Source organism: Psychrobacter proteolyticus (assembly GCF_039762275.1).
In the GTDB taxonomy this organism is placed as follows: Bacteria; Pseudomonadota; Gammaproteobacteria; order Pseudomonadales; family Moraxellaceae; genus Psychrobacter; species Psychrobacter proteolyticus_C.
The window spans coordinates 170,825-193,402 of the sequence record NZ_JBDLOB010000005.1; the positions used below are offsets into that span (position 1 = coordinate 170,825).

At 42.9% G+C, this 22,578-nt stretch carries 21 protein-coding genes; 11 read left to right on the forward strand and 10 right to left on the reverse strand.

Annotated features, from left to right (window positions below):
- Positions 1–113: 113 nt before the first annotated feature.
- Positions 114–596, reverse strand: a complete 483-nt coding sequence (gene dps / locus ABFV72_RS09655; protein ID WP_057760902.1) for a DNA starvation/stationary phase protection protein Dps — start codon at positions 594–596, stop codon at positions 114–116.
- Between the two features lie 477 nt (positions 597–1,073).
- Between dps and uvrB the strand changes: the two genes are divergently transcribed.
- From uvrB to ABFV72_RS09675, 4 genes are all read left to right on the forward strand, one after another.
- Positions 1,074–3,185 carry an excinuclease ABC subunit UvrB gene (uvrB, locus tag ABFV72_RS09660; protein ID WP_101206411.1) on the forward strand — a complete coding sequence of 704 codons (2,112 nt, stop codon included), beginning with the start codon at positions 1,074–1,076 and terminating at the stop codon, positions 3,183–3,185.
- A gap of 311 nt (positions 3,186–3,496) precedes the next feature.
- Complete coding sequence (locus tag ABFV72_RS09665) at positions 3,497–4,549, forward strand: pyridoxal phosphate-dependent aminotransferase (protein ID WP_347163417.1); 1,053 nt, start codon at positions 3,497–3,499, stop codon at positions 4,547–4,549.
- Between the two features lie 212 nt (positions 4,550–4,761).
- Entirely contained in the window at positions 4,762–5,358 is a 597-nt protein-coding gene (locus ABFV72_RS09670) for a hypothetical protein (protein ID WP_347163418.1), read from the forward strand.
- 331 nt (positions 5,359–5,689) lie between these two features.
- Positions 5,690–6,067, forward strand: a complete 378-nt coding sequence (locus ABFV72_RS09675) for a hypothetical protein (protein ID WP_165597842.1) — start codon at positions 5,690–5,692, stop codon at positions 6,065–6,067.
- 98 nt (positions 6,068–6,165) lie between these two features.
- On the opposite strand, the gene ABFV72_RS09680 is transcribed toward ABFV72_RS09675, so the two are convergent.
- Entirely contained in the window at positions 6,166–6,555 is a 390-nt protein-coding gene (locus ABFV72_RS09680) for a hypothetical protein (RefSeq protein ID WP_347163420.1), read from the reverse strand.
- 184 nt (positions 6,556–6,739) lie between these two features.
- On the reverse strand, positions 6,740–7,255 hold the full coding sequence (locus ABFV72_RS09685; RefSeq protein ID WP_057760892.1) for a hypothetical protein: 516 nt from the start codon (positions 7,253–7,255) through the stop codon (positions 6,740–6,742).
- A gap of 317 nt (positions 7,256–7,572) precedes the next feature.
- On the opposite strand from ABFV72_RS09685, the gene recJ reads away from it, so the two are divergent.
- Entirely contained in the window at positions 7,573–9,411 is a 1,839-nt protein-coding gene (recJ, locus tag ABFV72_RS09690) for a single-stranded-DNA-specific exonuclease RecJ (protein ID WP_347163422.1), read from the forward strand.
- Between the two features lie 82 nt (positions 9,412–9,493).
- Here recJ and ABFV72_RS09695 read toward each other — a convergent pair whose 3' ends face one another.
- The 6 genes from ABFV72_RS09695 to ABFV72_RS09720 all read right to left on the reverse strand — a co-directional run bounded on the left by ABFV72_RS09695 (position 9,494) and on the right by ABFV72_RS09720 (position 15,148).
- A complete protein-coding gene (locus ABFV72_RS09695) occupies positions 9,494–10,159 on the reverse strand; it encodes a trimeric intracellular cation channel family protein (protein ID WP_057760888.1) in 666 nt (221 codons plus the stop codon).
- Between the two features lie 71 nt (positions 10,160–10,230).
- Positions 10,231–10,866, reverse strand: a complete 636-nt coding sequence (locus ABFV72_RS09700; RefSeq protein WP_201549133.1) for a trimeric intracellular cation channel family protein — start codon at positions 10,864–10,866, stop codon at positions 10,231–10,233.
- Between the two features lie 100 nt (positions 10,867–10,966).
- Positions 10,967–12,127 carry a multidrug resistance efflux transporter family protein gene (locus ABFV72_RS09705; RefSeq protein ID WP_347163424.1) on the reverse strand — a complete coding sequence of 387 codons (1,161 nt, stop codon included), beginning with the start codon at positions 12,125–12,127 and terminating at the stop codon, positions 10,967–10,969.
- A 61-nt stretch (positions 12,128–12,188) separates the two neighbouring features.
- Positions 12,189–12,920 (reverse strand): 7-carboxy-7-deazaguanine synthase QueE, encoded by a 732-nt coding sequence (queE, locus tag ABFV72_RS09710; RefSeq protein WP_101206419.1) that lies wholly within the window; start codon positions 12,918–12,920, stop codon positions 12,189–12,191.
- A gap of 225 nt (positions 12,921–13,145) precedes the next feature.
- Positions 13,146–13,967, reverse strand: a complete 822-nt coding sequence (gene dapD / locus ABFV72_RS09715) for a 2,3,4,5-tetrahydropyridine-2,6-dicarboxylate N-succinyltransferase (RefSeq protein WP_347163425.1) — start codon at positions 13,965–13,967, stop codon at positions 13,146–13,148.
- Between the two features lie 224 nt (positions 13,968–14,191).
- Complete coding sequence (locus ABFV72_RS09720; protein ID WP_057760879.1) at positions 14,192–15,148, reverse strand: alpha/beta fold hydrolase; 957 nt, start codon at positions 15,146–15,148, stop codon at positions 14,192–14,194.
- Positions 15,149–15,518: 370 nt separating this feature from the next.
- Between ABFV72_RS09720 and ABFV72_RS09725 the strand changes: the two genes are divergently transcribed.
- The 6 genes from ABFV72_RS09725 to ABFV72_RS09750 all read left to right on the forward strand — a co-directional run bounded on the left by ABFV72_RS09725 (position 15,519) and on the right by ABFV72_RS09750 (position 21,513).
- The gene (locus ABFV72_RS09725; RefSeq protein ID WP_347163427.1) at positions 15,519–16,709 is read left to right on the forward strand and encodes an FAD-dependent oxidoreductase; all 1,191 of its coding nucleotides are present in this window, start codon (positions 15,519–15,521) and stop codon (positions 16,707–16,709) included.
- Positions 16,710–16,959: 250 nt separating this feature from the next.
- On the forward strand, positions 16,960–17,952 hold the full coding sequence (gene arsS / locus ABFV72_RS09730; RefSeq protein ID WP_347163429.1) for an arsenosugar biosynthesis radical SAM (seleno)protein ArsS: 993 nt from the start codon (positions 16,960–16,962) through the stop codon (positions 17,950–17,952).
- A 90-nt stretch (positions 17,953–18,042) separates the two neighbouring features.
- Positions 18,043–18,864 carry a DUF547 domain-containing protein gene (locus tag ABFV72_RS09735; RefSeq protein ID WP_347163430.1) on the forward strand — a complete coding sequence of 274 codons (822 nt, stop codon included), beginning with the start codon at positions 18,043–18,045 and terminating at the stop codon, positions 18,862–18,864.
- Between the two features lie 36 nt (positions 18,865–18,900).
- Positions 18,901–19,614, forward strand: a complete 714-nt coding sequence (locus ABFV72_RS09740) for a TIGR04283 family arsenosugar biosynthesis glycosyltransferase (RefSeq protein ID WP_347163431.1) — start codon at positions 18,901–18,903, stop codon at positions 19,612–19,614.
- An 84-nt stretch (positions 19,615–19,698) separates the two neighbouring features.
- Entirely contained in the window at positions 19,699–20,361 is a 663-nt protein-coding gene (locus ABFV72_RS09745; protein ID WP_347163432.1) for a TIGR04282 family arsenosugar biosynthesis glycosyltransferase, read from the forward strand.
- Between the two features lie 108 nt (positions 20,362–20,469).
- Complete coding sequence (locus tag ABFV72_RS09750; protein ID WP_347163433.1) at positions 20,470–21,513, forward strand: methyltransferase domain-containing protein; 1,044 nt, start codon at positions 20,470–20,472, stop codon at positions 21,511–21,513.
- A 158-nt stretch (positions 21,514–21,671) separates the two neighbouring features.
- Here ABFV72_RS09750 and mtnP read toward each other — a convergent pair whose 3' ends face one another.
- Positions 21,672–22,565: an S-methyl-5'-thioadenosine phosphorylase gene (mtnP, locus tag ABFV72_RS09755; protein ID WP_347163434.1), complete on the reverse strand. Its 894-nt coding sequence runs from the start codon at positions 22,563–22,565 to the stop codon at positions 21,672–21,674.
- Positions 22,566–22,578 lie beyond the last annotated feature (13 nt).

The window sequence follows — 22,578 nt, forward strand, 5'->3', positions numbered from 1 at the left end:
TTTAAGTACACTTTCTAAATTCAAAAACTCAGATACAAAAAAGCCGTCAACTATGACGGCTTTTTTTATAACTCTAGTGCTTAGTGCTTAGTGACTAGTCAAATTGAATGCTATTATTTCTTTGGTGCGTTTGCGCCGATGAACCATGCATCTTTATCAACGATACGGCTAGCTTCTGTAAATAAGTCAGCGGTGTCTTCATCACCTGCATCACCAGCAGTAGCAATCGCTTCGCGCAATGTCTCTGCAACTTTCTTATAGCGGCTGGTTAACTCACGAACATGCTGATCTACTTCAGTAATGTCAGTTGGGTAGTCATCTAGAATAGACTCTTTGACTACGCGACTTGCCAAACCGTTTGGTTGACCACCTAGGATTACAATGCGCTCTGCGATAGTATCTGATACTTCGAGGATACGATCTGATGTCTCATCTAGTAATTGATGCACACCGATAAAGCCAGTGCCTTGTAGATTCCAATGGCACTGTTTGCCATCTAAGGTTAAATCGATAACATTTGCTAGATTAGCGTTTAGCAAATCAATCATTTTTTTCGCAGTTTCGTCTGAAATACCACTTGCGTAACGTTCTCTCATATTTTACTCCGTCATTTATTTAAAATTATTATATTGAATGAAAGTTCAATGTATTTTTATTGGTCTTCTATTCGATGACAATCAAGTTAAAACTAATGAATTGCTGTACAGCTATCAATTCATTAATATTGATCACTAATACTTAGAAGTCATCAACTTGTTAATTCAAGAACGATAATAGCAGCTTAAATCAGTGTTGAAACCCTTGAGTGTTAGGCTTTGTTGAGTGGTCGTGTAACGAGTTTGTTAACCGTGAAAAGCTTTGTAAATTTATCGAATACTGTGTGCGTTTTTTATAACGATGTCAGTTTTATCCGCTACTATTAAGCCTTAACTTTTAATAAATAGTACATTTATATACTTATGTTTTGGGCAGCGAGAGAGCGTTTCGACTATAGGATGAGACTCCTTATTCTCCTTTAAAAACCGCTGCTCAGACCCCATATTGTTATAAACCTTAAGAAGAAGAAAGCCATTATGCGAATGCCTGAACCGCGCTCATCGCGTCAGTTAAATCAATTGGCCACTCAGCTCCAAGGCGAAGCTGAAATTAGTGGTGTTAATGCGTCGGGGACGCAAATATCAAGTCGTGCCTTTGAGATGGTTACTGACTTTGAACCAGCAGGCGACCAGCCGCAAGCCATCAAAAAGCTAGTTAACGGTATCAATTCGGACATGGACGAGCAGTTGCTACTAGGTGTGACTGGTTCTGGTAAGACCTATACCATGGCGAAGGTCATCGCTGAAACTCAGCGTCCGACTATTATTATGGCGCATAATAAAACGTTAGCGGCTCAGCTATATGGTGAGTTCAAATCGTTTTTCCCCAATAACGCGGTCGAATATTTCGTCAGCTATTATGATTATTATCAGCCAGAAGCGTATGTCGCTGCTAGTGATACCTTTATCGAAAAAGATAGTGCCATTAACGATCATATTGATCAGATGCGCCTGTCAGCCACGCGTGCCTTGTTAGAGCGTCGTGATGCGATTATCGTCGCTTCGGTATCTTGTATCTACGGCTTGGGTGATCCAGAGAGCTATCTAAAAATGCTACTGCATGTCGTCGTAGGCGATAACATCGACCGTACGGCGACCATCAAGCGTTTGGTCGAGATGCAGTACACACGTAACGAGCTAGATTTTGGCCGTGGTACGTATCGCTTGCGTGGAGAGCTGTTAGATATCTATCCTGCTGAGTCTGAGCAGCTAGCCGTACGTGTGCATTTATTCGATAACGAAGTCGAGAAGATTACGTGGTTTGATCCCTTAACAGGTAAGACGGTACGCAGCGTGCCACGTATTACCATTTATCCAAAGTCGCACTATGTGACGCCGCGTAATAAGTTAGAAGCTGCCAGCCATACTATTCGTGCTGAGTTAGAGCCGCGTTTAGAGTACTTCCGTGATAACAATAAGTTGATTGAAGCACAGCGTCTCAAAGAGCGTACTCAATATGATTTGGAGATGATTCAGCAGCTTGGTTACTGTAACGGTATCGAAAACTACTCGCAGCATCTCTCTGGTCGCCCATCAGGAGAAGCGCCGCCGACGCTGTTTGATTATATTCCAGAAGATGCCTTGCTATTCCTTGATGAATCACATGTGACGGTTTCGCAGATTGGCGCGATGTATAAAGGCGATAGATCACGCAAAGAAAACTTGGTTAATTATGGTTTCCGTCTACCAAGCGCGATGAACAACCGCCCGATGAAATTTGAAGAGTGGGAGCGTATCAAGCCCAAAACCATTTATGTCAGTGCTACGCCAGCGTTATATGAGCTTGAACATAGCGAGCAAGTCGTAGAGCAGGTCGTCCGTCCGACGGGTCTGATTGATCCTGAGATTGAGATACGTCCTGTATTGACGCAAGTCGATGATGTGCTATCAGAGATTACCAAACGCCGTGAAAAGGACGAGCGTGTACTGATTACCACTTTGACCAAGCGCATGTCGGAAGATCTGACCAGTTACCTCAAAGAGTATGATGTAAAGGTCGCTTATCTACATTCGGACATCGATACTGTTGAGCGTATGCAGATTATCCATGAGCTCCGTACTGGCGTGCATGATGTGTTGGTCGGTATCAACTTATTACGCGAAGGCTTGGATATGCCTGAGGTATCACTGGTAGCGATATTTGATGCTGATAAAGAGGGCTTCTTACGTTCAGAGCGTTCGCTTATTCAGACGATTGGTCGTGCCGCCCGTCACTTGAATGGTAAAGCCATTCTCTATGCCGATCGCATTACGCCAAGTATGCAAAAGGCGATAGATGAGACGGATCGTCGCCGTGATAAGCAGATTGCCTTTAACCTTGAGCATAACATTACGCCAAAAGGTGCTCGTCGTAGTATCACGGACAAGATTGATACGGGTGAAAGCTTGGATGCCAATGACAACCAAGCTATCCCAGTTAAGAGTAACCTGCCAGATGTGGATATCAATATTTTGCGTAGTCCTGATTTGCTTGCTAAAGAAATCAAACGATTAGAGAAGCAAATGCAGCAAATGTCGCGTGATTTGAAGTTTGAAGAAGCAGCAAAAACGCGTGATAAAGTACTAGAGTTAAAAGCACATTTAATCTGATAGCGTGGGTCGAATATTGAAGCTAAAAAGAGGCTAAAAAATAGCGAAGGTGAGGTGCTTTTTGAGTACCTCACCTTTTTATGGTTTATTCAATATCGGAACGTACAGAATACTTGTAATACACCGCATTGCCACTTACCATATCCGCATAAACCTCACCATCCATATAATATTTCAAAAATTTAAGTCACAAGCTAGCCTACCAAGTACGTGTAATGTTCTTGGTAGGCTAGGCTTGTTGTTGTCATAGATCAAATTATCAACATAGACTGAATTTTTGGAATGGACATAATCTAGGCGTATTATTCACTGTGCTTACCAACAACTTAATAGAATTAAACTCTAACGAAAATTCACTCGGCATGTCAGATGCGGCCAAACAAGCGGTTATCGACTCTTTAGACATCGGCTTTCGTTATCCCGATGACCAACGTGCGGCGCTGATTACTAAAGTCGCTAAGATAAACGGTGTGACAGAGAGTCAAATCTCACTGGGCAGTGGCTCTAGTGAAAATATTCGTACTGTCGTCCAAATGCTACAAAATCAAGCATTAGTAGCAGGCAAAAAATTCCAAGTTATCGTGCCACATCCAACCTTTGCCTATGCTGAGTTATATGCGACATCTATCGACGTACCTGTGATAAAAGTACCGCTGATGACTGAAAACTACGCCTTTGACTTGCAAGGTATGCAAAAAGTGGCTGATGACTTTGACGGTATTAGCTTGTTTTATCTGTGCAATCCAAACAACCCAACGTCGACTATTACTGACACAGTAAAGCTCAAAGAATGGGTAGGGCGTGCACCAAGTAACCATTACTTTTTATTAGATGAAGCTTATTCAGAGTATGTGACTGATCCAAGTTTTGAGAGTGGTGTTGCATGGATACGAGAGGAGTACTCTGAAAATATCGTTGTGGTGCGTACTTTCTCAAAACTATGTGCACTTGCTGGCATGCGTGTCGGCTATGCAGTTGCTAGCGCGCAAATGATTGCTAGATTAGAAGCATTCATCTCGATTGATAATACTAACTTGGCAGGTGCCGTAGCTGCATTAGCGACTCTCGATGATGAAGCGTTTCTAGCATTGAGCTTACGTACGGCCAATCAATCGCGTCAGCTGGTTGAGCAAACATTAGATGAGCTTGGCTTACGCTATTTGCCATCACAGGCAAGCTTTATATTTCATGAGATACAAGGCGATGTGCAAACCTATATCGATAGAATGAGTGAGCATGATATTGCGGTCGGGCGCGAGTTTGCACCTATCACTGGATTTAATCGCTTAACACTTGGCAGACCTGATGAGATGGCAGTATTTGTAGAGGTACTCAAATCATTTCGTGAAAAAGGTTGGGTTTAACTAAGTCAATGCAGTTCGATAATAAAAAAGGGAAGTTGCTTATTGGCAGCTTCCTTTTTTGTTGGAATGAGTTATAGGGTAAATCTAATAGTAACTATTAGCCAAGAGCAGTAAATATAGTCAGAATTAAAAGTTTTGGTTCAGTCAAATATAACTAAGACATTGATATTTTTTAAAGTAAAATGAATTGTACAAATTCATAAGGTTAGCTGATGAAAACAGTTGAGAATCTTGGCAGAGCATTTCTTAAACCTCTATTTCCATATTTAAAATTTTCACCTGAAGATGAGCTAAGGAACAATAAGTATCGTCTTCTATATGACTATTCTCATCAGCTATATGACGAGGAGGTACAAAGGTTTAAAGACTTAGAAGATAAAAGTTTTAAGCTATTAACAGCTTTGTCTGTTATTTCATTATTATACATACCTACTTTGAACTGGGTTTTAAGCGTAACTAAGCCGTGGTGTGTACTGTCAGTACTAGTAATACCTATGATGATTGTTGATGTAGCATTTTTTTTAAGAGCATGGAAAAGCCTGAGTGAAACTTTTAAATTAACAGAAGTTCCTAAAATGCCTTTAGATAACAACCTACTTGGTATTTTCAATGATGACAACGAGCATATAAATTCTTTATATTATCATTTATATCTAGGATACAATGAATCTATAATTCAATATAAAATAGTTAATGATAAAAAATCTAAATACATTAGTGATGGGCATAAGTACCTTCAAAAAGGCTTCACATATTTTATAGCTATACTATCGTTTGCAGTATTTGGAATGATCCTAGAATCTTTGTAAGGAATATATAAATGTCTGATAATAAACCGATAAGTTCTAAGCCAAACCTAGAGATACCACCTCCCAAGCTAGATATTATTGTAAAAGATAATAGAAATAAAAGTTCTAAACGTTAACTGTATTTTGACGCAGTATAATGATTTCATACTAAAATATGATTTTTACCAACATCAAACGCAGTTTTACATATCGCACCTTAAATAATCTAGCACTATCTTATACGATAACTGAGTACAGCATGACCCATTAATCACGCAAATGAATACTGGGTAACAGTCACAGTGCTCGGCATGCTCACGTATCTTATAATTATAAAGTTAGGGATGTACCTATGTTCGATATCAAATCATTTTTTAAACGAGAAGTAGAGAAAAAGCTTATCAATGTAGATGACTATATTTTTATGCCAGAACGCGTAGAGATGGAGATTGAAGGTGGACTATTAAATTGTGTGTTGAATAGTGATGGTCGCGTAGATATTTTTTATAGTAAAGACGGTGTCACTGAGGTGGGTTCAGCGTCTCGCAAGCACCCATTTACAGCATTTGAAAAAGAGCTATATCATGGTATCTATGATGATGTGATTAATGATTTAATTAAGGAAGTAGATAAAATTATTGATAGCACCTCGAAGTATTTCCGTCGTAGCCAATCATTGCCTTTTACGGCTTCCATAACGTCTCAACCAGCTGACACAAATAAATTTTAGGCTAATTAATTGAACCAATCTATTAGCAATAAAAAGGGTGCGTTAGGTATAACGCACCCTTTTTATTATTTTTTATTCTAATGAATAATTTGATTGTTCTATTGAACAAAGCTTGTATAGCAGCTCTGTAGAGATTTGGCGACGACTTGTGCGACCAACTGAGTACGGTACTGAGAGTCAATCGCGGCATTGCCCAACTCAACAATCGTCACTTGCTGCGGTGCTTGCTCACTGACACAGCCACAAACATTGGTTTTAACAGATTCTTGCTGTGCTTCTGTCATGGCGACGCTTGCAACACGCCACGCGTTTTGTTTTTCAATTTGGCTACGGCATTGGTTGTCGATCGCAGCTCTAAAAACATTCATGCCGATCTCGTTTGCGGTACCGATTGCTGTACCTGTACCACTGTTTGTCGCACCTGTTGTGGTACATCCTGCCAAAGCAAAAGTCGCTAACATCATCGTTGAAGCTAAGATTTTTTTCATAAGTTAGTCCTTTAAGGTGTCTGTCATAAATAAAGCTGTATATTATCAGTAAAACCTAGCAATGACATCATTAACCACAGGCGCATGTTATTTTAAAACTCTATACCCTATATGTATTAACCACAAAAAAGCCAGCTAAGTAATCACTTAACTGGCTTGATATAGACTAGGCTATTCAGCTTATTTACACGTTTTTGCCGTGTTCTTTTTGCTGAATATCTTTTGCTAACTTATAGCATTCGTTGATATGGTCATTGGCGATTTTCTTAAAAATGGTATAGCCCATGGTTGCAGCAACCAATTGACCGCCAAGTGGGATGAACTTGGTCACTTGTTTGGCAGCGATACGACCACCGAAACCTTGGATGGTTTTTTTGACGATGCCACGTGTTGCCATTAGACCAGCGAAATCTACAGTACGGTCTTTTACTGCGCTCCAATGCACTTCGCGTGATTCCAAGTTAATGGCTGATTGACGGTCTTCAATGAGACCAAAACGCTCACTAATCTCTGGAATCAACTGCGTTAACATGCCTGCGTCAACTGCCACATCGAAAAATGGTACTGGCACAACCGCTACACCAGCAGAAACTCTAGCGCGTCTTTTTACCATTCCCTGACATTCTTTTTTAACTTTATCAAGGTCTAGGTTGGGATCGATAGTATTTGGAAGTTTTTCAGCAAGTGGCGTGGTTTTCATAAAGTGTCCTTATAAATAATTAAAATATAAATGATAAAAAGTTCAATAGATAACAAATCCTTCAGTTGCTTACTATTTTATGGATTTATGCGTGGCTTACAATCATTGCTTTGTAGCAAAATGAATGAAATTACTCACACTGTGCACCTTTTTTGTAAGTAATTAAACGAAGGTGATTTACATGAGCTATAAAAATGGCGGTATCAATTATCATTAATGTATGCACATTATTCATCAAGTTGCACAATGCCTAATGATATACAAAGGTAGTATAAATTGTCATTGTGAGCCTCTACTAAAGCCAGTAGAATACCCTCATGCTAAATTTAACCCCCCGTTATACCAGCACTCGCATCGACGAGTTGCCCGCCGCGCTGCAACCATTTGCCGCTCAATCATTCACGCTTGCCCGTCTGTATGCAGGGCGAGGTATCACTGCGCCTGATGAGCTGGAGACTAGCCTGTCAGGTCTATTGCCTGCTGAGGCCCTGCACGGTGTCACAGAAGCCGTGCGCTTATTAGATATGGCCATTGATGAGCGTCAGCGTATCTTGATCGTTGGTGACTTTGACTGTGATGGTGCCACCAGTACGGCACTAATGATTCGCGCGCTCACAAAGATGGGTGCGGTCGTTGATTTCCTAGTACCAGATCGTTTTAAGTACGGTTATGGCCTGACGCCAGAGATTGTCGAGTTAGGTATTGAGACTTTTCAGCCAGATATGATAGTGACGGTTGATAATGGTATCTCAAGTCATGAAGGGGTGGCGCGTGCCCAAGCTGATGGTATTACGGTGATTATCACAGACCATCATCTCACGACCAAAGAGACGCCACCTGCGGAAGCAGTAGTAAATCCCAATCAGCTAGGTTGTGACTTTGCTAGTAAGGCACTGGTTGGAGTCGGGGTAGCATTTTATGTGCTCGGACGATTAGCAAAGCTGCGCCGCGAAGCTGGCAAGTCTACGGTACAGGTAAGCCAATATTTGGATTTGGTCGCACTTGGGACGATTGCAGATGTTGGGGTACTGGATAAAAACAACCGTATCTTGGTACATCATGGATTATCAGCTATTCGTCAAGGCCGCTGCTGTATGGGGATATTGGCATTGCTTGAGCAAGCGGGCCGTGATCCCAAGCAGCTTCATGCACAGGATTTTGGTTTTGTATTAGGCCCACGTATCAATGCTGCTGGGCGTATGGATAATATGCGAATTGGTATCGAGTGCTTATTGACTGAAGACTGGAGTACCGCACAACGTTTGGCACAAGAGCTTGAGCAGCTGAACCGTACGCGTCGTCATGTAGAGGGCGAGATGCGTGCGCAAGCTGATAGTATCGTACAAGCATTGGCCACTGAAAATAATAGCGATGAGAGTGTGAGTGGTGATAGCGATGATAATGCCAGCAACGATGGCATAATTACTCAAGCTGTCTCTACTGCTAAGGCTAGCAATTCAGGTGCGCATAGTATTATTCTATACCAAGATGACTGGCATCAAGGGGTCATCGGCATTGTCGCTGGTCGCCTAAAAGAAAGCCATTATTTACCCAGTATCGTCTTTGCACCAGCAGACACTGAACAAACAGATGAAGATAGTGCCATTAAAGGCTCTGCACGTTCTATCGCTGGCGTACATATTCGTGATGCGATTGAACAAGTTGCTGAGCGTCATCCAGACTTAATCAGTCATTTCGGCGGGCATGCGATGGCAGCAGGCCTGACTCTCAAGCGCCGTAACTTTGAGGCATTTGTTACAGCTTTTAATGAAGTGATGGCTCAGATGGATGATGAGGTATTTGCAGAGCAAAAATTCACCGATGGACCTTTGCAAGCGAGCGATTTTAGCTTATGGTTTGCCGAGCATTTAGCCGATGCCAGTATCTGGGGTCATGGGTTTGCACCGCCAATATTTGACGGTGTGTTTGAGGTATTGAGTTTCAAGATTTTAAAAGACAAACATCTTAAGTTATCACTACGCTATCCAGACGTTCAATATCCGATAGAGGCCATTTGCTTTAACTTCGATAATGAGGCGTGGGATTACCGTGCTAAGCAAGTCCATTTATTATTTCAGCTAGACATCAATGAATGGAATGGCAAACAAAGCTTACAGCTGATGGTCAAAGATTTGGCTGTGGTAGAGCACGGCTAAAGCGACAATGTCAAACCGATAATACTAAACGCGCTCAAATATGGGCGCGTTCGTATTTTTGAAATGAAGACACGCCCTAGTATCAGTATTTCCACTCTAGTGTAGGGAACTGCCAATCGTAACGAATAGCCAGCATCCGCAAAGTAAAAATCGTACTCATCGTAGAGATGTCAGCTACCCAATCTGTCACGCCTAAGTTCTTTAGAGCAAAATACAGCACACCACCTGTCAACGCTGCCGTAATATAAATCTCTTGCTGCAGTACCAATGGAATCTCATTGCAAATCATATCGCGAATGATGCCACCAACCACGATGGTAATCACACCTAATAATAGCGCTACAGGTACATTGGCGCCCATACTATCAGCAACTTTGATACCGATCAGCGTAAATGCTGACAGACCAATGGTGTCAGAAAGTTTGAGAAACTTATCCACTCGTCTTGAATTTGGATGAAAAAATATCTGCATCGCTAGTGATGAAATCGTAATAAGGGTCAGATAGCTCATATCTACCATCCAAAATAACGGATGGCGATCAAGAATGACATCACGTACCGTACCGCCGCCGATAGCAGTGACAATAGACACGAGTAGACAGCCGAAGACATCGAAGTTTTTGTGCTTGGCAAGTATTGTGCCTGAGACGCTACAGGCGATGATGCCAATCATATCAAAGAAATATATCAAAGAGCGCGGGTCAAAAGTAGTGATCAGTACGGTAGGGTCCAATACGATAGCCAACATGGGCAGTTCTCACTATTTTTAATTATTGTCAGTCAAACAAAGGCTATCTACGTAGAGTCTTGCTCAATCAATCAGTCCACGAGCCGAATAGAAGGCAGATGCCAGTCGAATCTGAGCGCGAGCATACGTACTGCAAAGATGACAAACAGCATAATAAATTCGTTGAGACTGGCGCCCACCCCAAAATACTGTAAGCATAAATAAGTCACAGACCCTGCGATACTGGCAGTAATATAAATCTCACGCTGTAGTACCAGCGGAATCTCATTACAAATGATATCACGTAACAAACCACCGATAATGGCAGTCCAGACACCCATCATAATAGCAATCAGGGGAGACATATCTAAGGTTAAAGCCACCTTAAAACCAATGACACTAAAAGCGGCCAACCCGATGGCATCAAAGAGCTTCAACGCATTATCAATCTTATGATAAAGGTGAAAGAATATTTGTAAGATAAGGGAGGTCACCGTGATAACGATCACGTAATTAAGATCAGTCATCCAAAATAGAGGATGACGGTCGAGAGCCATATCACGTAATGTCCCACCGCCGATGGCATTGACCATTGCTACCAGAATACACCCAGCAATATCAAAGCCTTTATGCTGCGCAAGCAAAGTCCCTGCAATCGCGCAGGCAATAATGCCAACCATGTCCAATAAATATAATAGAATATCAGGAAAAATCAAAGCATTACCCATGGTTATAGTGCCAAATCGAGATCATCAAAGTGATAGGTGTTTTTTAGGTGGCTATTCAATGCTTAAGTTTGAAGAAATAGGCATAGCGTTATTGTGCCATTTAGCCATCTTTTGCAAATAATATCAGCCCTACAATAATCAGCCCTATACCGACCAGTCCCATCGCCGAAGGTATGGCATTACCTAATAATAATATACTCCCAATCAAAGCAAAAATAACTTCACTGGCTTGGGTTGAGTCGACGCCTGCAACCTCGCTTGAGGTAACAGCTTGCTCGCGCGCATACAAAAATATAGTGGTCGCTGCCACGCCTGCCAATAGAGCAACGAGCAACGTATTGATTATTTGTGAGGGGTGGGGCTGGTCAGGGCGCACTATAATGCCCAAAAACAGCCAAAATGGCAAACACCCAAGAGTCATTAGCCACACTTTGTTAAAGGCATTTTGCAGTAGCGTGGTTTCGATAGAAGGAATACGAGCAATTAGATTTTGTAGGGATGAGGTTGCCGCAGTGTTGTCACTTTGAAGTACGCTATCGAGGTCGGTAGCATCACATGTCGTAGCTGGCAAATCATAAGCTTCAGATATGAGCGGCTCACTCTGCTCGTTAATATCAATACCAATACTGATGCTAGCTTGTTGAGCACTTAGTTCCGCCGTTTTTTGTAGTTCAGTATTGCGCGCGCGGGCATTATGAGAAGCCTGCCAAACCAGCTGGTTACCAATTGGGTAACTAAAAGCAGCGATAAGAGCGGGTAGCGCACCGTAGATCAGCATGTCAGACATTGGAGGAACAGCGTCAGTTATAGCAGCAGCGTGCAGACCTTCACTGATATTGACGAGTGCTACACCGATAAAGACAATGACAGCATATACGATGAATTTTTTGTCAAAACGTTGACCAAATGCCGATAGCACAAGCAAACTAGCGACGACGGTAAACATAAAGGTAGCCGCTACCACCCATCCCGCAACATGATCTGCGGCATAGCAAATACCGGTGTAAAACAGTCCAAACCCAATGCTGCCAGTAATGCACCAAAAGCCCCAATGCTGTAGAAAAATATTCATTAGCGCTTTAATACGACCAAAGCCATGTTGCATAGTAACAACGGTGGTAATAATCAATAGCATAAAGACATAGCGTAGACTCGCTGACCAAAACCAATGTCCACCTGCGCTACTCATAAGCTCATTTAAGATAAATGTCGAGCTAAAAAACGCACCTGCTAGCAAGCCCAATAAAATGAGTTTGATCATACCGCTACCTTATCCATGGCACTCTACGTATTCACACTTTCTGTTTGTTACTTGCGGATAGTTACTTGCCTTTGGCATCTGCCCAAATGATCTTATGCAATTGTAGCTGAAAACGAACTGGCAAGGCATCAGCCAACATCCATTCTGCCAGCTCACGCGCTAATACAGGTACTTCAGGGCTAAGCTGTTCATCGACATCATTTGCGACATTAAACATCGGAGAGAACCATACCGTACCGACCAATTCGTTTAGCTTATACTCGGTCAATTTAGCTTTTGCCCAGTCGTAATCTGTACGATTCATAATGACAAACTTGATTTGGTCATGCTGAGTGAGATAGTCGAGGTTTGACCATAGATTCTTATCGACTTCACCTGAGCTTGGTGTTTTGAGATCCATTACCTTGCTGACTGCTGCTGGCACGTTTTCTACCGTGAGCGCGCCTGCGGTCTCAAGGGATATCTCATACCCATCGCTCAGCAAACGTTTCATCAATTCAATGGCATTTGGCTGTGCTAACGGCTCACCACCAGTCAGACAGATACGCTTGCACGGATAACCTTTGATGGTTTCTATGATGGTTTCTAATGATTGACGTTCGCCACCAGTAAAAGCATATTCGGTATCACAATAGACGCAGCGCAGCGGACAGCCCGTTAGACGTACAAATATCGTCGGCAAGCCTGAAGTGATTGCCTCACCTTGTAGGGAATAAAAAATCTCAGTCAGACGTAACCCTGCTTCGGGGTCAGTGACAGGGATAGCGGCGGTGCGTAATGATGATTCACTCATAATATTTCAAATACAGTTAAAGGTCGATAAGGCGATGAAGCGCTTATCAATCGTAATAAAAAGGCAGGGGATGGTACGAATGATTTTGTGTTTGTATAAAGACAAACTAAAAGAGGATTATAACGTAACGCGTTATATTAAGCTGCAAAAAAGATGCTGGAGTCATCCTCCAGCATCTTCATATAAAACAATATTATTCAATAGACAACGGTACTTGCCAAATATTTAGGCTAGGCGTAATAGCTCGTTTACTGATGTTTTTGCACGAGTTTGCGCATCAACTTTTTTCACGATGATAGCGGCGTACAAGCTGTGAGTACCATCTTCTGACGGTAAGCTACCTGGTACAACAACAGAACCTGCTGGTACACGACCACGATGAATCTCGCCAGTTTCACGATCATAGATGCGCGTCGATTGACCGATGTAGACACCCATAGAGATGACAGCGCCTTCTTCAACGATAACACCTTCAACGATTTCAGAGCGTGCACCGATGAAGCAGTTGTCTTCGATGATAGTAGGGTTTGCTTGCAATGGCTCTAATACGCCGCCGATGCCAACGCCGCCTGACAGATGCACGTTTTTACCGATTTGAGCACATGAACCAACAGTCGCCCATGTATCAACCATTGCGCCTTGATCGACATAGGCACCTATGTTGACGTATGACGGCATCAATACTGCGCCTGCTGCGATGAATGAACCTCTACGAGCGACAGCTGGTGGTACAACGCGTACGCCTGCTTCTTTAAACTGTGCTTCGGTCCAGTTAGCAAATTTAGTCGGTACTTTGTCATAGAACTGTACGTGTTCGCCAGCAGCTTGGACATAGTTGTCGTTTAGACGGAAAGACAATAATACGGCTTTTTTGGCCCACTGATTGACAACCCATCCGCCATCTTTCTTTTCTGCTACGCGCAGGCTACCGTTATCTAGTTGCTCAAGTACTTGATTGATAGCATCACGCACGTCTTGTGGCATATTGGCTGGGCTGTATTCATTGCGATTTTCAAATGCTTGCTCGATGGTTTGTTGTAATGACATAAAGGTTCCTAAAATGAATGAAAGGGAGGGTGATCTTAATGTTATGGTTAAAGATTTATATGACCCAGCCTAAAGAAAATTCAAGGTATGGCTTGGTCTAAAAACTTGCTTGCCGTATTGTCCCTAATTTGACCGCTTTTAGCAAACACGTTGAGGGTCTTATTATGACAATATTAAATGAGTTGTTCTCAGGTACTCCCTTAAAACAACTCATTTATCATGATTTAATCGTCTGTCGTATTGGTCTCTATCCACTCTAAAATATCTTGATAGACGGTCTGTTTATCCTTTTCGTGCAGCACTTCATGGCGCATATTAGGATACAGCTGAATATCGACATGACTGAAATGACGCTTGTCCAGACGCGTGACAACCCTACGTATACCGCGACCCATTTCGCCAATCGGATCATCTTCACCGCTAATAAACAGCATCGGGAAGTTTTTGGCAATAGTAGTAGCCCAATTTTTATTTAGTCCAGTATCCATGAGCGTAAACAATGTCATAAAGCCATTATTGGTAAAGTCAAAACCAGTCTTAGGATCGGCTTCATAGGCTTCAATGTTTGCGGTATTTTCACTGAGCCACGCAAACTGTGAGGACGAATTGCGATCAGGTAGTTGGCTGTTAAGGACTTTGTTCATTACCTTGGCAAAAACTGTATTCGGTTGTCGTGGGGCGACTCTGGCCAGTAGCTTGTTAATAGGTAATAACACCTTGGCCAGTGGGTTGGCGTCTGCGGAACCCATTAGGATGGCGCCTGTGAAATTATGCGCATGATGCTTGAGTACATTGCGCACGATAAATGAGCCCATCGAGTGACCCATCACAAAATGCGGGACGTCTGGATGACGATCTTTTAGGCTATCGGCCATCACAATCACGTCTTTTAGTAACGACTGTACCGGATGCTCTTCACCAAAAAACCCAAGATCGGCCTCAGTCTTGATAGTCTGTCCATGACCCAAATGGTCATAAGTCGCCACAGCGATACCATTATCTGCCAAAAACTGTGCAAAATCGCTATAGCGCCCGCTGTGCTCTGCCATGCCATGCACAATCAGTAAAGTCGCGCTAATCTCGACGTCTTTGCTACTTGGCTCAAAAAAGTCATGATGCAAGTAGTGAATATTGTCAGAAGACAAAATGTGATCGTTACTGGTATCGATATTGGTACTCATGTAATGTTCCTTGATTACTTATAATTTTCATTAACGGTTTTGACGATGTTTCTCAAATAATGGGTCAAGCAGCGCAATTTATCATGCGGCTCTTATAATGTCCTATTGTACTGGGCGATGATAAATAATTTCATCTTATTTTATGATTTTAATTCAGTTATACAAAATATCATTCTACTAATAATGGTTAGCGCAGTGACTATCGCTGAATCCGTATAAGCCACATATAAGCCATTTACGCTCTTACTGTTTGCCCGCAACAGACTGGTCTTATTTATATGATACTTTTAAATGAGTTTTTAAAGTCATTTATATCAATCAACATTCGATCAAACACTAACAGCAACCAACCGCCTTGATAAAATCATCTATGACGAAATTTTTACCGAAAAAGACATTACTATTGGCAGGCGCAGGTCATGCTCACATTGGCATGTTACGCCGACTTAGCGCAGCGCGTTTAAAAGATGCCGATACTATAGATGCGGACATTCACTTAATTAGTGAGCAACCGCAAACGATATATTCTGGCATGTTACCGGGTTGGATGGCAGGGCATTATCAGTTGCATGATATCAGTATCGATATCAAATCGCTTTGTGTGCGAGCAGGTGTGCGCTTTATTCAGCAATCGCTTGTACAAGTAAACGCAGCGTCAAATAAGGTGGTTACGACTGGCGATGAACAAACGGATTTTGACTACGATGTCTTGTCTCTAAATACGGGCGCAGATACAGACATGCGTTGGCTACCTGACCACAATAGCTACAACGAGTACAGAAGCGATAATGACGATAACAATACTGGCGCTGCTAATACTAACGTGATTGCCATACGACCGTTGTCAACATTTATCACGCAATGGCAGCGGACTCTAAAAGCCGCTCAGCAGTCTGAAAAGTATCAATTGGCTATTATTGGGGCAGGTGCTGCGGCCATAGAGTTGGTGATGGCAGCCCAAGTCACGCTACGGAACATCAATCGTAATCATCAGGTGACATTAGTATGCGGTGAGAATCTATTGTCAGGGTTTAACTCAGGCTTTCGACAACGGGTTATTAAGCAATTACATCGTCATGACATTACGATAGTTCGAGAACGAGCGACCGATTATCGTGATGGCAAATTATCAACTACGCATAAATCATTGCTCATAAATGCTGTCATCGCTGCGACTGGCGTCATAGGCTCGGCATGGACGGCTTCTACGGATTTGGAAATCGAAGGTGATGGGTTTGTCGCGGTAAACGATAAGCAACAGAGCGTCTCTCATCCTAATGTGTTTGCGGTTGGTGATGTGGCGACACGAGTCGATAAATACGTGGCGCACTCGGGGGTTCACTCAGTGCATGGCGGTGCTGTCGAAGCCGATAATTTACTGGCCTATTTGAAAGATAGTGTAATGAAGAGTTATCAGCCAAAATCACGCACGCTATATCTACTGTCTTGCGGTGATAAATACGCCATTGGTAGTTGGGGTAATGTAAACCTACAAGGCCGCTGGGTATGGCATCTCAAGAAGTATATCGATAAGCGTTTTATCGAAGTTGATAAGAATTGACGAAGCTGATAAGAACTAACGAAGGTTAATGCTCATTTGGAATAAACCATAAAATCCATATGATTAGTTGTCACTCCTTATTGATAATCAGGTATGATTGATTAGATAAACCGTAAAATGAGCAAGTGGGTTTTACGTTGTAAATCTTAAAAATAAACAGTAAAAGCAATGCGCTATCTGTGTTTTCTAATCTTTAATGTCACGTTGCTATCCTTTTTTAGTTGTACTGCTAACAGGATTTTAGACCACCATGAAATCAACTATCGAGCTACTTGAGCATACTGATTTTCCAGCGATAAAACGACGTCAATTGACGATATTGCAAGTCAATATGGGCTACTTATGCAATATGTCCTGTGTGCACTGTCATGTGGCTGCAAGCCCTTATCGTACCGAGATGATGTCACGTGAGTTGGTTGAGCTGATACCAGAGGTATTACAAGCACAAAACATCGATACGCTTGATTTGACGGGCGGTGCACCTGAAATGCATGAGGATTTTAAGTATTTGGTCAAGGCCGCTCGGGCATTAGGTGTCAAAGTGATAGACCGCTGTAACCTGACCATTCTTATGGAAGAAGGTTATGAGGATATGGCGCATTTTCTAGCAGATAACCAAGTTGAAGTGGTGGCATCTTTGCCTTGTTATTCATTAGAAAATGTGGATAAACAGCGCGGTAAAGGTGCGTTTGACGACAGTATATTGGGGTTGCAAAAACTCAATCAGTTGGGGTACGGCAAGCCTGATTCAAATTTAACATTAAACTTGGTCTTCAATCCGCAAGGCGCGACGCTGCCACCCAATCAACAGCAGCTTGAAGCCGACTATAAGCGTGAGTTAAAAGCACACTTTGATATTGAGTTTAATCATCTATTTGCCCTAACCAATATGCCGATTCAGCGTTTTGGGGCGGTGCTGTTGGCAAAAAACCAGTTCCACCCGTATATGGATTTACTCAAAGCTAATTATATGGCTGCCAATTTAGCCGAAGTTATGTGCCGTTCGACCATTAGCGTCAATTGGTTGGGTAAGCTGTTTGATTGTGATTTCAATCAGCAGTTAGAGATACCTGTCCCCAACAAGTCACGGCGACACCTAAGTGATTTGTTAACGCAAAACCCGTCTGGTGATGACATTGCCATTGCTGACCACTGCTATGGCTGTACAGCAGGACAGGGCAGTAGCTGTGGCGGCGCGTTAGAAGAAGAGGCAGTAGAACCAGCGTTAGTAGACACGCCTTAGTCGTTCTAATATAAGTACGTTCAATATAAGTACTAAGGCATAGATAAAAAACATAGATAAAAAACAATCAGTGTAAACGGAGTAAGCCTTATGTCGGTATTTAATTTTTCAGCGAAAACGTTGTTCGCCCAACCAGTGATTGCCACGACTATTTTATTAGCAAGCGTGGCCGCTCATGCTGACTTTAATCATCAAAGTTGGGATAGCTTGTTAAATAAGCATGTAACTATGACCAACGGTGGCAAAGCTTCAGTGGTCAATTATGCTGGCATGAAGGCAGATCAAAGTAAGCTGACAAGCTATCTGGAAGCGACAAGCAAGGTATCTCAATCAGAGTTCAATCGTTGGAGTAAAAATGAGCAGTTGGCATTTTTAATCAACGTTTATAACGCTGGTACGGTAGATTTGGTATTGACGAAATATCCAAACGTTAAATCTATCAAAGATATTGGCGGACTGTTTGGGTCACCATGGAAGCAAGAGTTTGTTTCGGTACTTGGTAAGACGCGCTCACTTGATGATATCGAGCACAACCTGATTCGTGGTTCTAAACGCTACAACGATCCGCGCATTCACTTTGCAGTCAATTGTGCCAGTATCGGTTGCCCTGCACTGCAAGATGATGCCTTTACTGGCAAGCGTCTAGACAGTCAGTTAGAGCAGGCAACGTCTAAGTTTTTAGCAGACAGTAGCCGCAACAGTCTCAAAGGCGATACGCTCAAAGTGTCACCGATTTTTAAATGGTATAAAGAAGATTTTGCAACTAACTGGCGCGGCACAAAAGATTTAGCAGGGTTTCTAGGTCGTTATAGCTCGTCACTAGGATTGAGTAAAGCTCAGACAGTGGATCTCAAACAAGGTAAGATAAAAATCAGCTATACCGATTACAACTGGAATTTGAATAAAAAATAAGCCAGTTTTTAATCTTACTCGCTGATTAACATAACGGTGCATCCATTGAACCTATCAATTATTGTTCCATTATTAAATGAAGCGGACAGCTTGCCTGAACTTATGGCTCATATTGTCCGTCTCGATCCGGCTCCGCAGCAAGTGATATTGGTCGATGGTGGTTCAGTGGATGGTTCAGTTACTGTCGCCAAAGAGATGCTCAAAAGTACAGAGATTGCTCAATCAATTATTGATTGGCATATTATCGAATCTACCGTAGGACGTGCTCAGCAGATGAATGCGGGCGCTATGTTGGCAACAGGTGATGTACTACTATTTTTACACGCTGATACCGAGCTGCCTACTGACGCGATAGACAACGTTCAACAAGCAATAGCTCAGTACGATTGGGGCCGTTTTGATGTGCGTTTAGACAGCCGTGAGCCATTGTTAAAAATCGTCGGATTAATGATAAACCAGCGCTCGCAATTAATGGGTATAGCCACTGGCGATCAAGCAATATTTATCAAAAAGTCTTTGTTTGAGCAGATTGGTGGCTATGCCGATCAGCCACTGATGGAAGATGTTGAGCTCTGTAAACGGCTAAAGAAAAATTCTCAACCAGCTTGTCTAAAGAGTAAAGTCACGACCTCAGCGCGGCGTTGGCAGCAACATGGTACATGGCGGACGATTTTCTTGATGTGGCATTTGCGCTTTGATTATTGGCGTGGCGTATCGCCTGATGTCTTAAAGCAACGGTACTATAATTAGTGAAGTTATTTGATTTATCAACATGATAGACAAGATAAGAAAGAGTTCGTCCTTGTACATTTGACCAATTGAGAGACCGTTATAGTGACAGCTGATTTATCTGCAAGACAGCAAGATACCTGCATCATTCTGTTTGCAAAATATCCAGCGCCTAATAAGGCGAAGACCCGTTTGCAGCCAGCGCTAGGGATAGATGGTGCTGCACGTATGGCAAGGCAGCTATTACTGCATAGTATTGAGCAGGCCGTTGATACGGGCTTTGCTGTCGAGCTATGTGTGAGTCCAGCACCAACAGGCCCATGCTGGCAAGCGCTTGATTTGCCTGACTCGTTGCGTTGGTCTGCGCAGGCCGAGGGTGATTTAGGATTGCGTATGTTGATAGCCAGTCAGTGCGCATTGCAACGTTTTGACAAGGTTGTGTTAATTGGTACGGACTGTCCTAGTCTCACGACAGCGCGTATTCAGACAGCGGTACAGCAGCTAAATCAACACGATGCGGTCATGATTCCAGCGACTGATGGTGGTTATGTGCTGTTAGGGTTTAAGCGAGTTGATGCAAGCCTGTTTTCGGACATTGTTTGGAGTACGGCTAGCGTGGCCACTGTGACCAAGCAGCGCATGGCGGCACTAGGTTGGACACTTGCACTATTTGATCCTTTGCACGATATCGATGAGCCTAAAGATTTAGTGCATTTACCGTCAAGCTGGCTAGATTCTTACATCAATATTAAGGTCGATAATAGCTGATTACGGATAATTGACAACTGAGTTAATAAACTCACTAACGTAGTTGTATATTCTAAGATGATTTACTAAGATTTCTCAATGGATGGCACATTCAATAAGGATATTGTTATGCATGACGTCGTGCAAAATTACTATGGCAAAGAGTTACAGAGTACCGATGATTTAAAGACCTCAGCTTGTTGTGATATTAGTAATATGCCTGAGTGGCTCAAGCCATTACTCGCAAATATTCACGATGAGGTATTGAATCGCTATTATGGCTGCGGTCTGGTATGCCCAGCACTGCTCGAAGGCTGCCGAATTTTAGATTTGGGCAGTGGCTCAGGCCGAGATGTCTATGCATTGGCACAACTGGTCGGCGAGAGTGGCCACGTAGTCGGTGTTGATATGACCGATGAGCAGCTAGCCGTGGCCAGACAGCATCAAGCCTACCATGTCGATAAGTTCGGTTATGATAATGTGACATTTTTGCATGGCTATATCGAGAAACTAGATGAACTAGACCTTGAAGCTAATAGCTTCGATATCATTGTCTCAAACTGCGTTATCAATCTATCACCAGATAAAGCCGCGGTTATGGCCAGTGTACAGCGTTTGCTGAAACCTGGTGGGGAGTTTTATTTTTCTGATGTCTATGCTGACCGCCGTATCCCGCAACACTTAATCGATGATCCCGTTTTATATGGCGAATGTTTGAGCGGTGCATTGTATTGGAAGGACTTTACCCGTTTGTCACGAGATGCAGGTTTCTTAGACGTACGTCTGGTTGAAGATCGCCCACTTGAGATTACAGATTCTGCCTTATCAGCTAAAATTGGTGATATTCAATTTTTCTCTGCGACTTATCGCTTATTTAAAATAGCGTCGCTTGAGGATGCTTGCGAAGATCATGGACAAGCGGTGATATATAAAGGAACTATCGAGCAGTCCCCGCATCGTTTTGATCTCGATAAACACCATGCTATCGAAGCTGGTCGGGTATTCCCAGTATGTGGCAATACGTTTCGCATGCTGCAAGAATCACGCTTTGCGCCGCATTTTGAGTTTATCGGTGATGACAGTCATCACTACGGTATTTTTGCGGGTTGCGGTGAGTTAATGCCATTTAATCAGGCTATGATGCTGGCATCTGGCGCAGGTAGTTGTTGCTGATATCAAAGTGATGTATTTAGCATAAATTTCGAATATACGTGCTTAATTATAAGAAAGGCCATTATTTTAGATAATGGCCTTTTTTGACTTGATTGAAGTCAGATTAAGACTAAACCGATTAGCAGTAGTCAGTCAAAGATGGAAAAAATGCACTAAAATTACGCTAGCAAGGCGGCCAGTCTAATCTTGGTATGCTCGTCCATCGCATCTATAGGTGTGACCAATGCTTGCGCGAGAGCATTGTGAGCGATTGACTCAGGCAGTTCGGCAGCAATCAAGGCAACGGCTTGCCGTATCACTTTTTGAGCATTATCCGCATTTTTCATTAGGTTCTTTATCGCATAGTCGGCACTGACGGCTTCTTCCGTCGGATGCCAGCAGTCGAAGTCTGTCACCAGAGCTAACGTGGCATAAGCAATACTGGCTTCACGAGCCAATTTGGCTTCTGGCATATTGGTCATGCCAATAATATCTGCCTGCATCTGACGATACCATTCTGACTCTGCCCGAGTTGAGAATTGAGGGCCTTCGATGCAGACATAAGTTGCTTTAGAATGGCTGGTGCCTTCTATAATATCTGCTTGGTCATAAGCGCGCGTCAAGAGTTCTGCTAGGGCAGGGCATAGTGGGTCTGCCATCGACACATGGGCGACGGCACCTTCACCAAAAAAGGTACTCACTCGCTGCTTGGTCATATCGATCATTTGATCAGGCACGACCATATCTAATGGCTTAAGATGCGCTTGCAACGAGCCAACAGCTGATACGGAGACGATATAGCGTACCCCAAGCGTTTTTAGCGCATAGATATTGGCACGATAAGGCACTTCAGACGGGGTCAGTCTGTGGCCCTGACCATGCCTCGTCAAAAAAGCAACGGTCACTCCCTCAAGCTCACCTAAGACAATATCATCAGATGGACTGCCATAAGGCGTCTGTATCGTTACACTGCGTTTGTTGGTCAGCGATGACATTTGGTAGAGACCGCTGCCACCGATGATAGCAATATCAGCAGATAACGTTGCCAGTACTTCCGTGTGAGGTATTGTCATAAGGACTATCCGA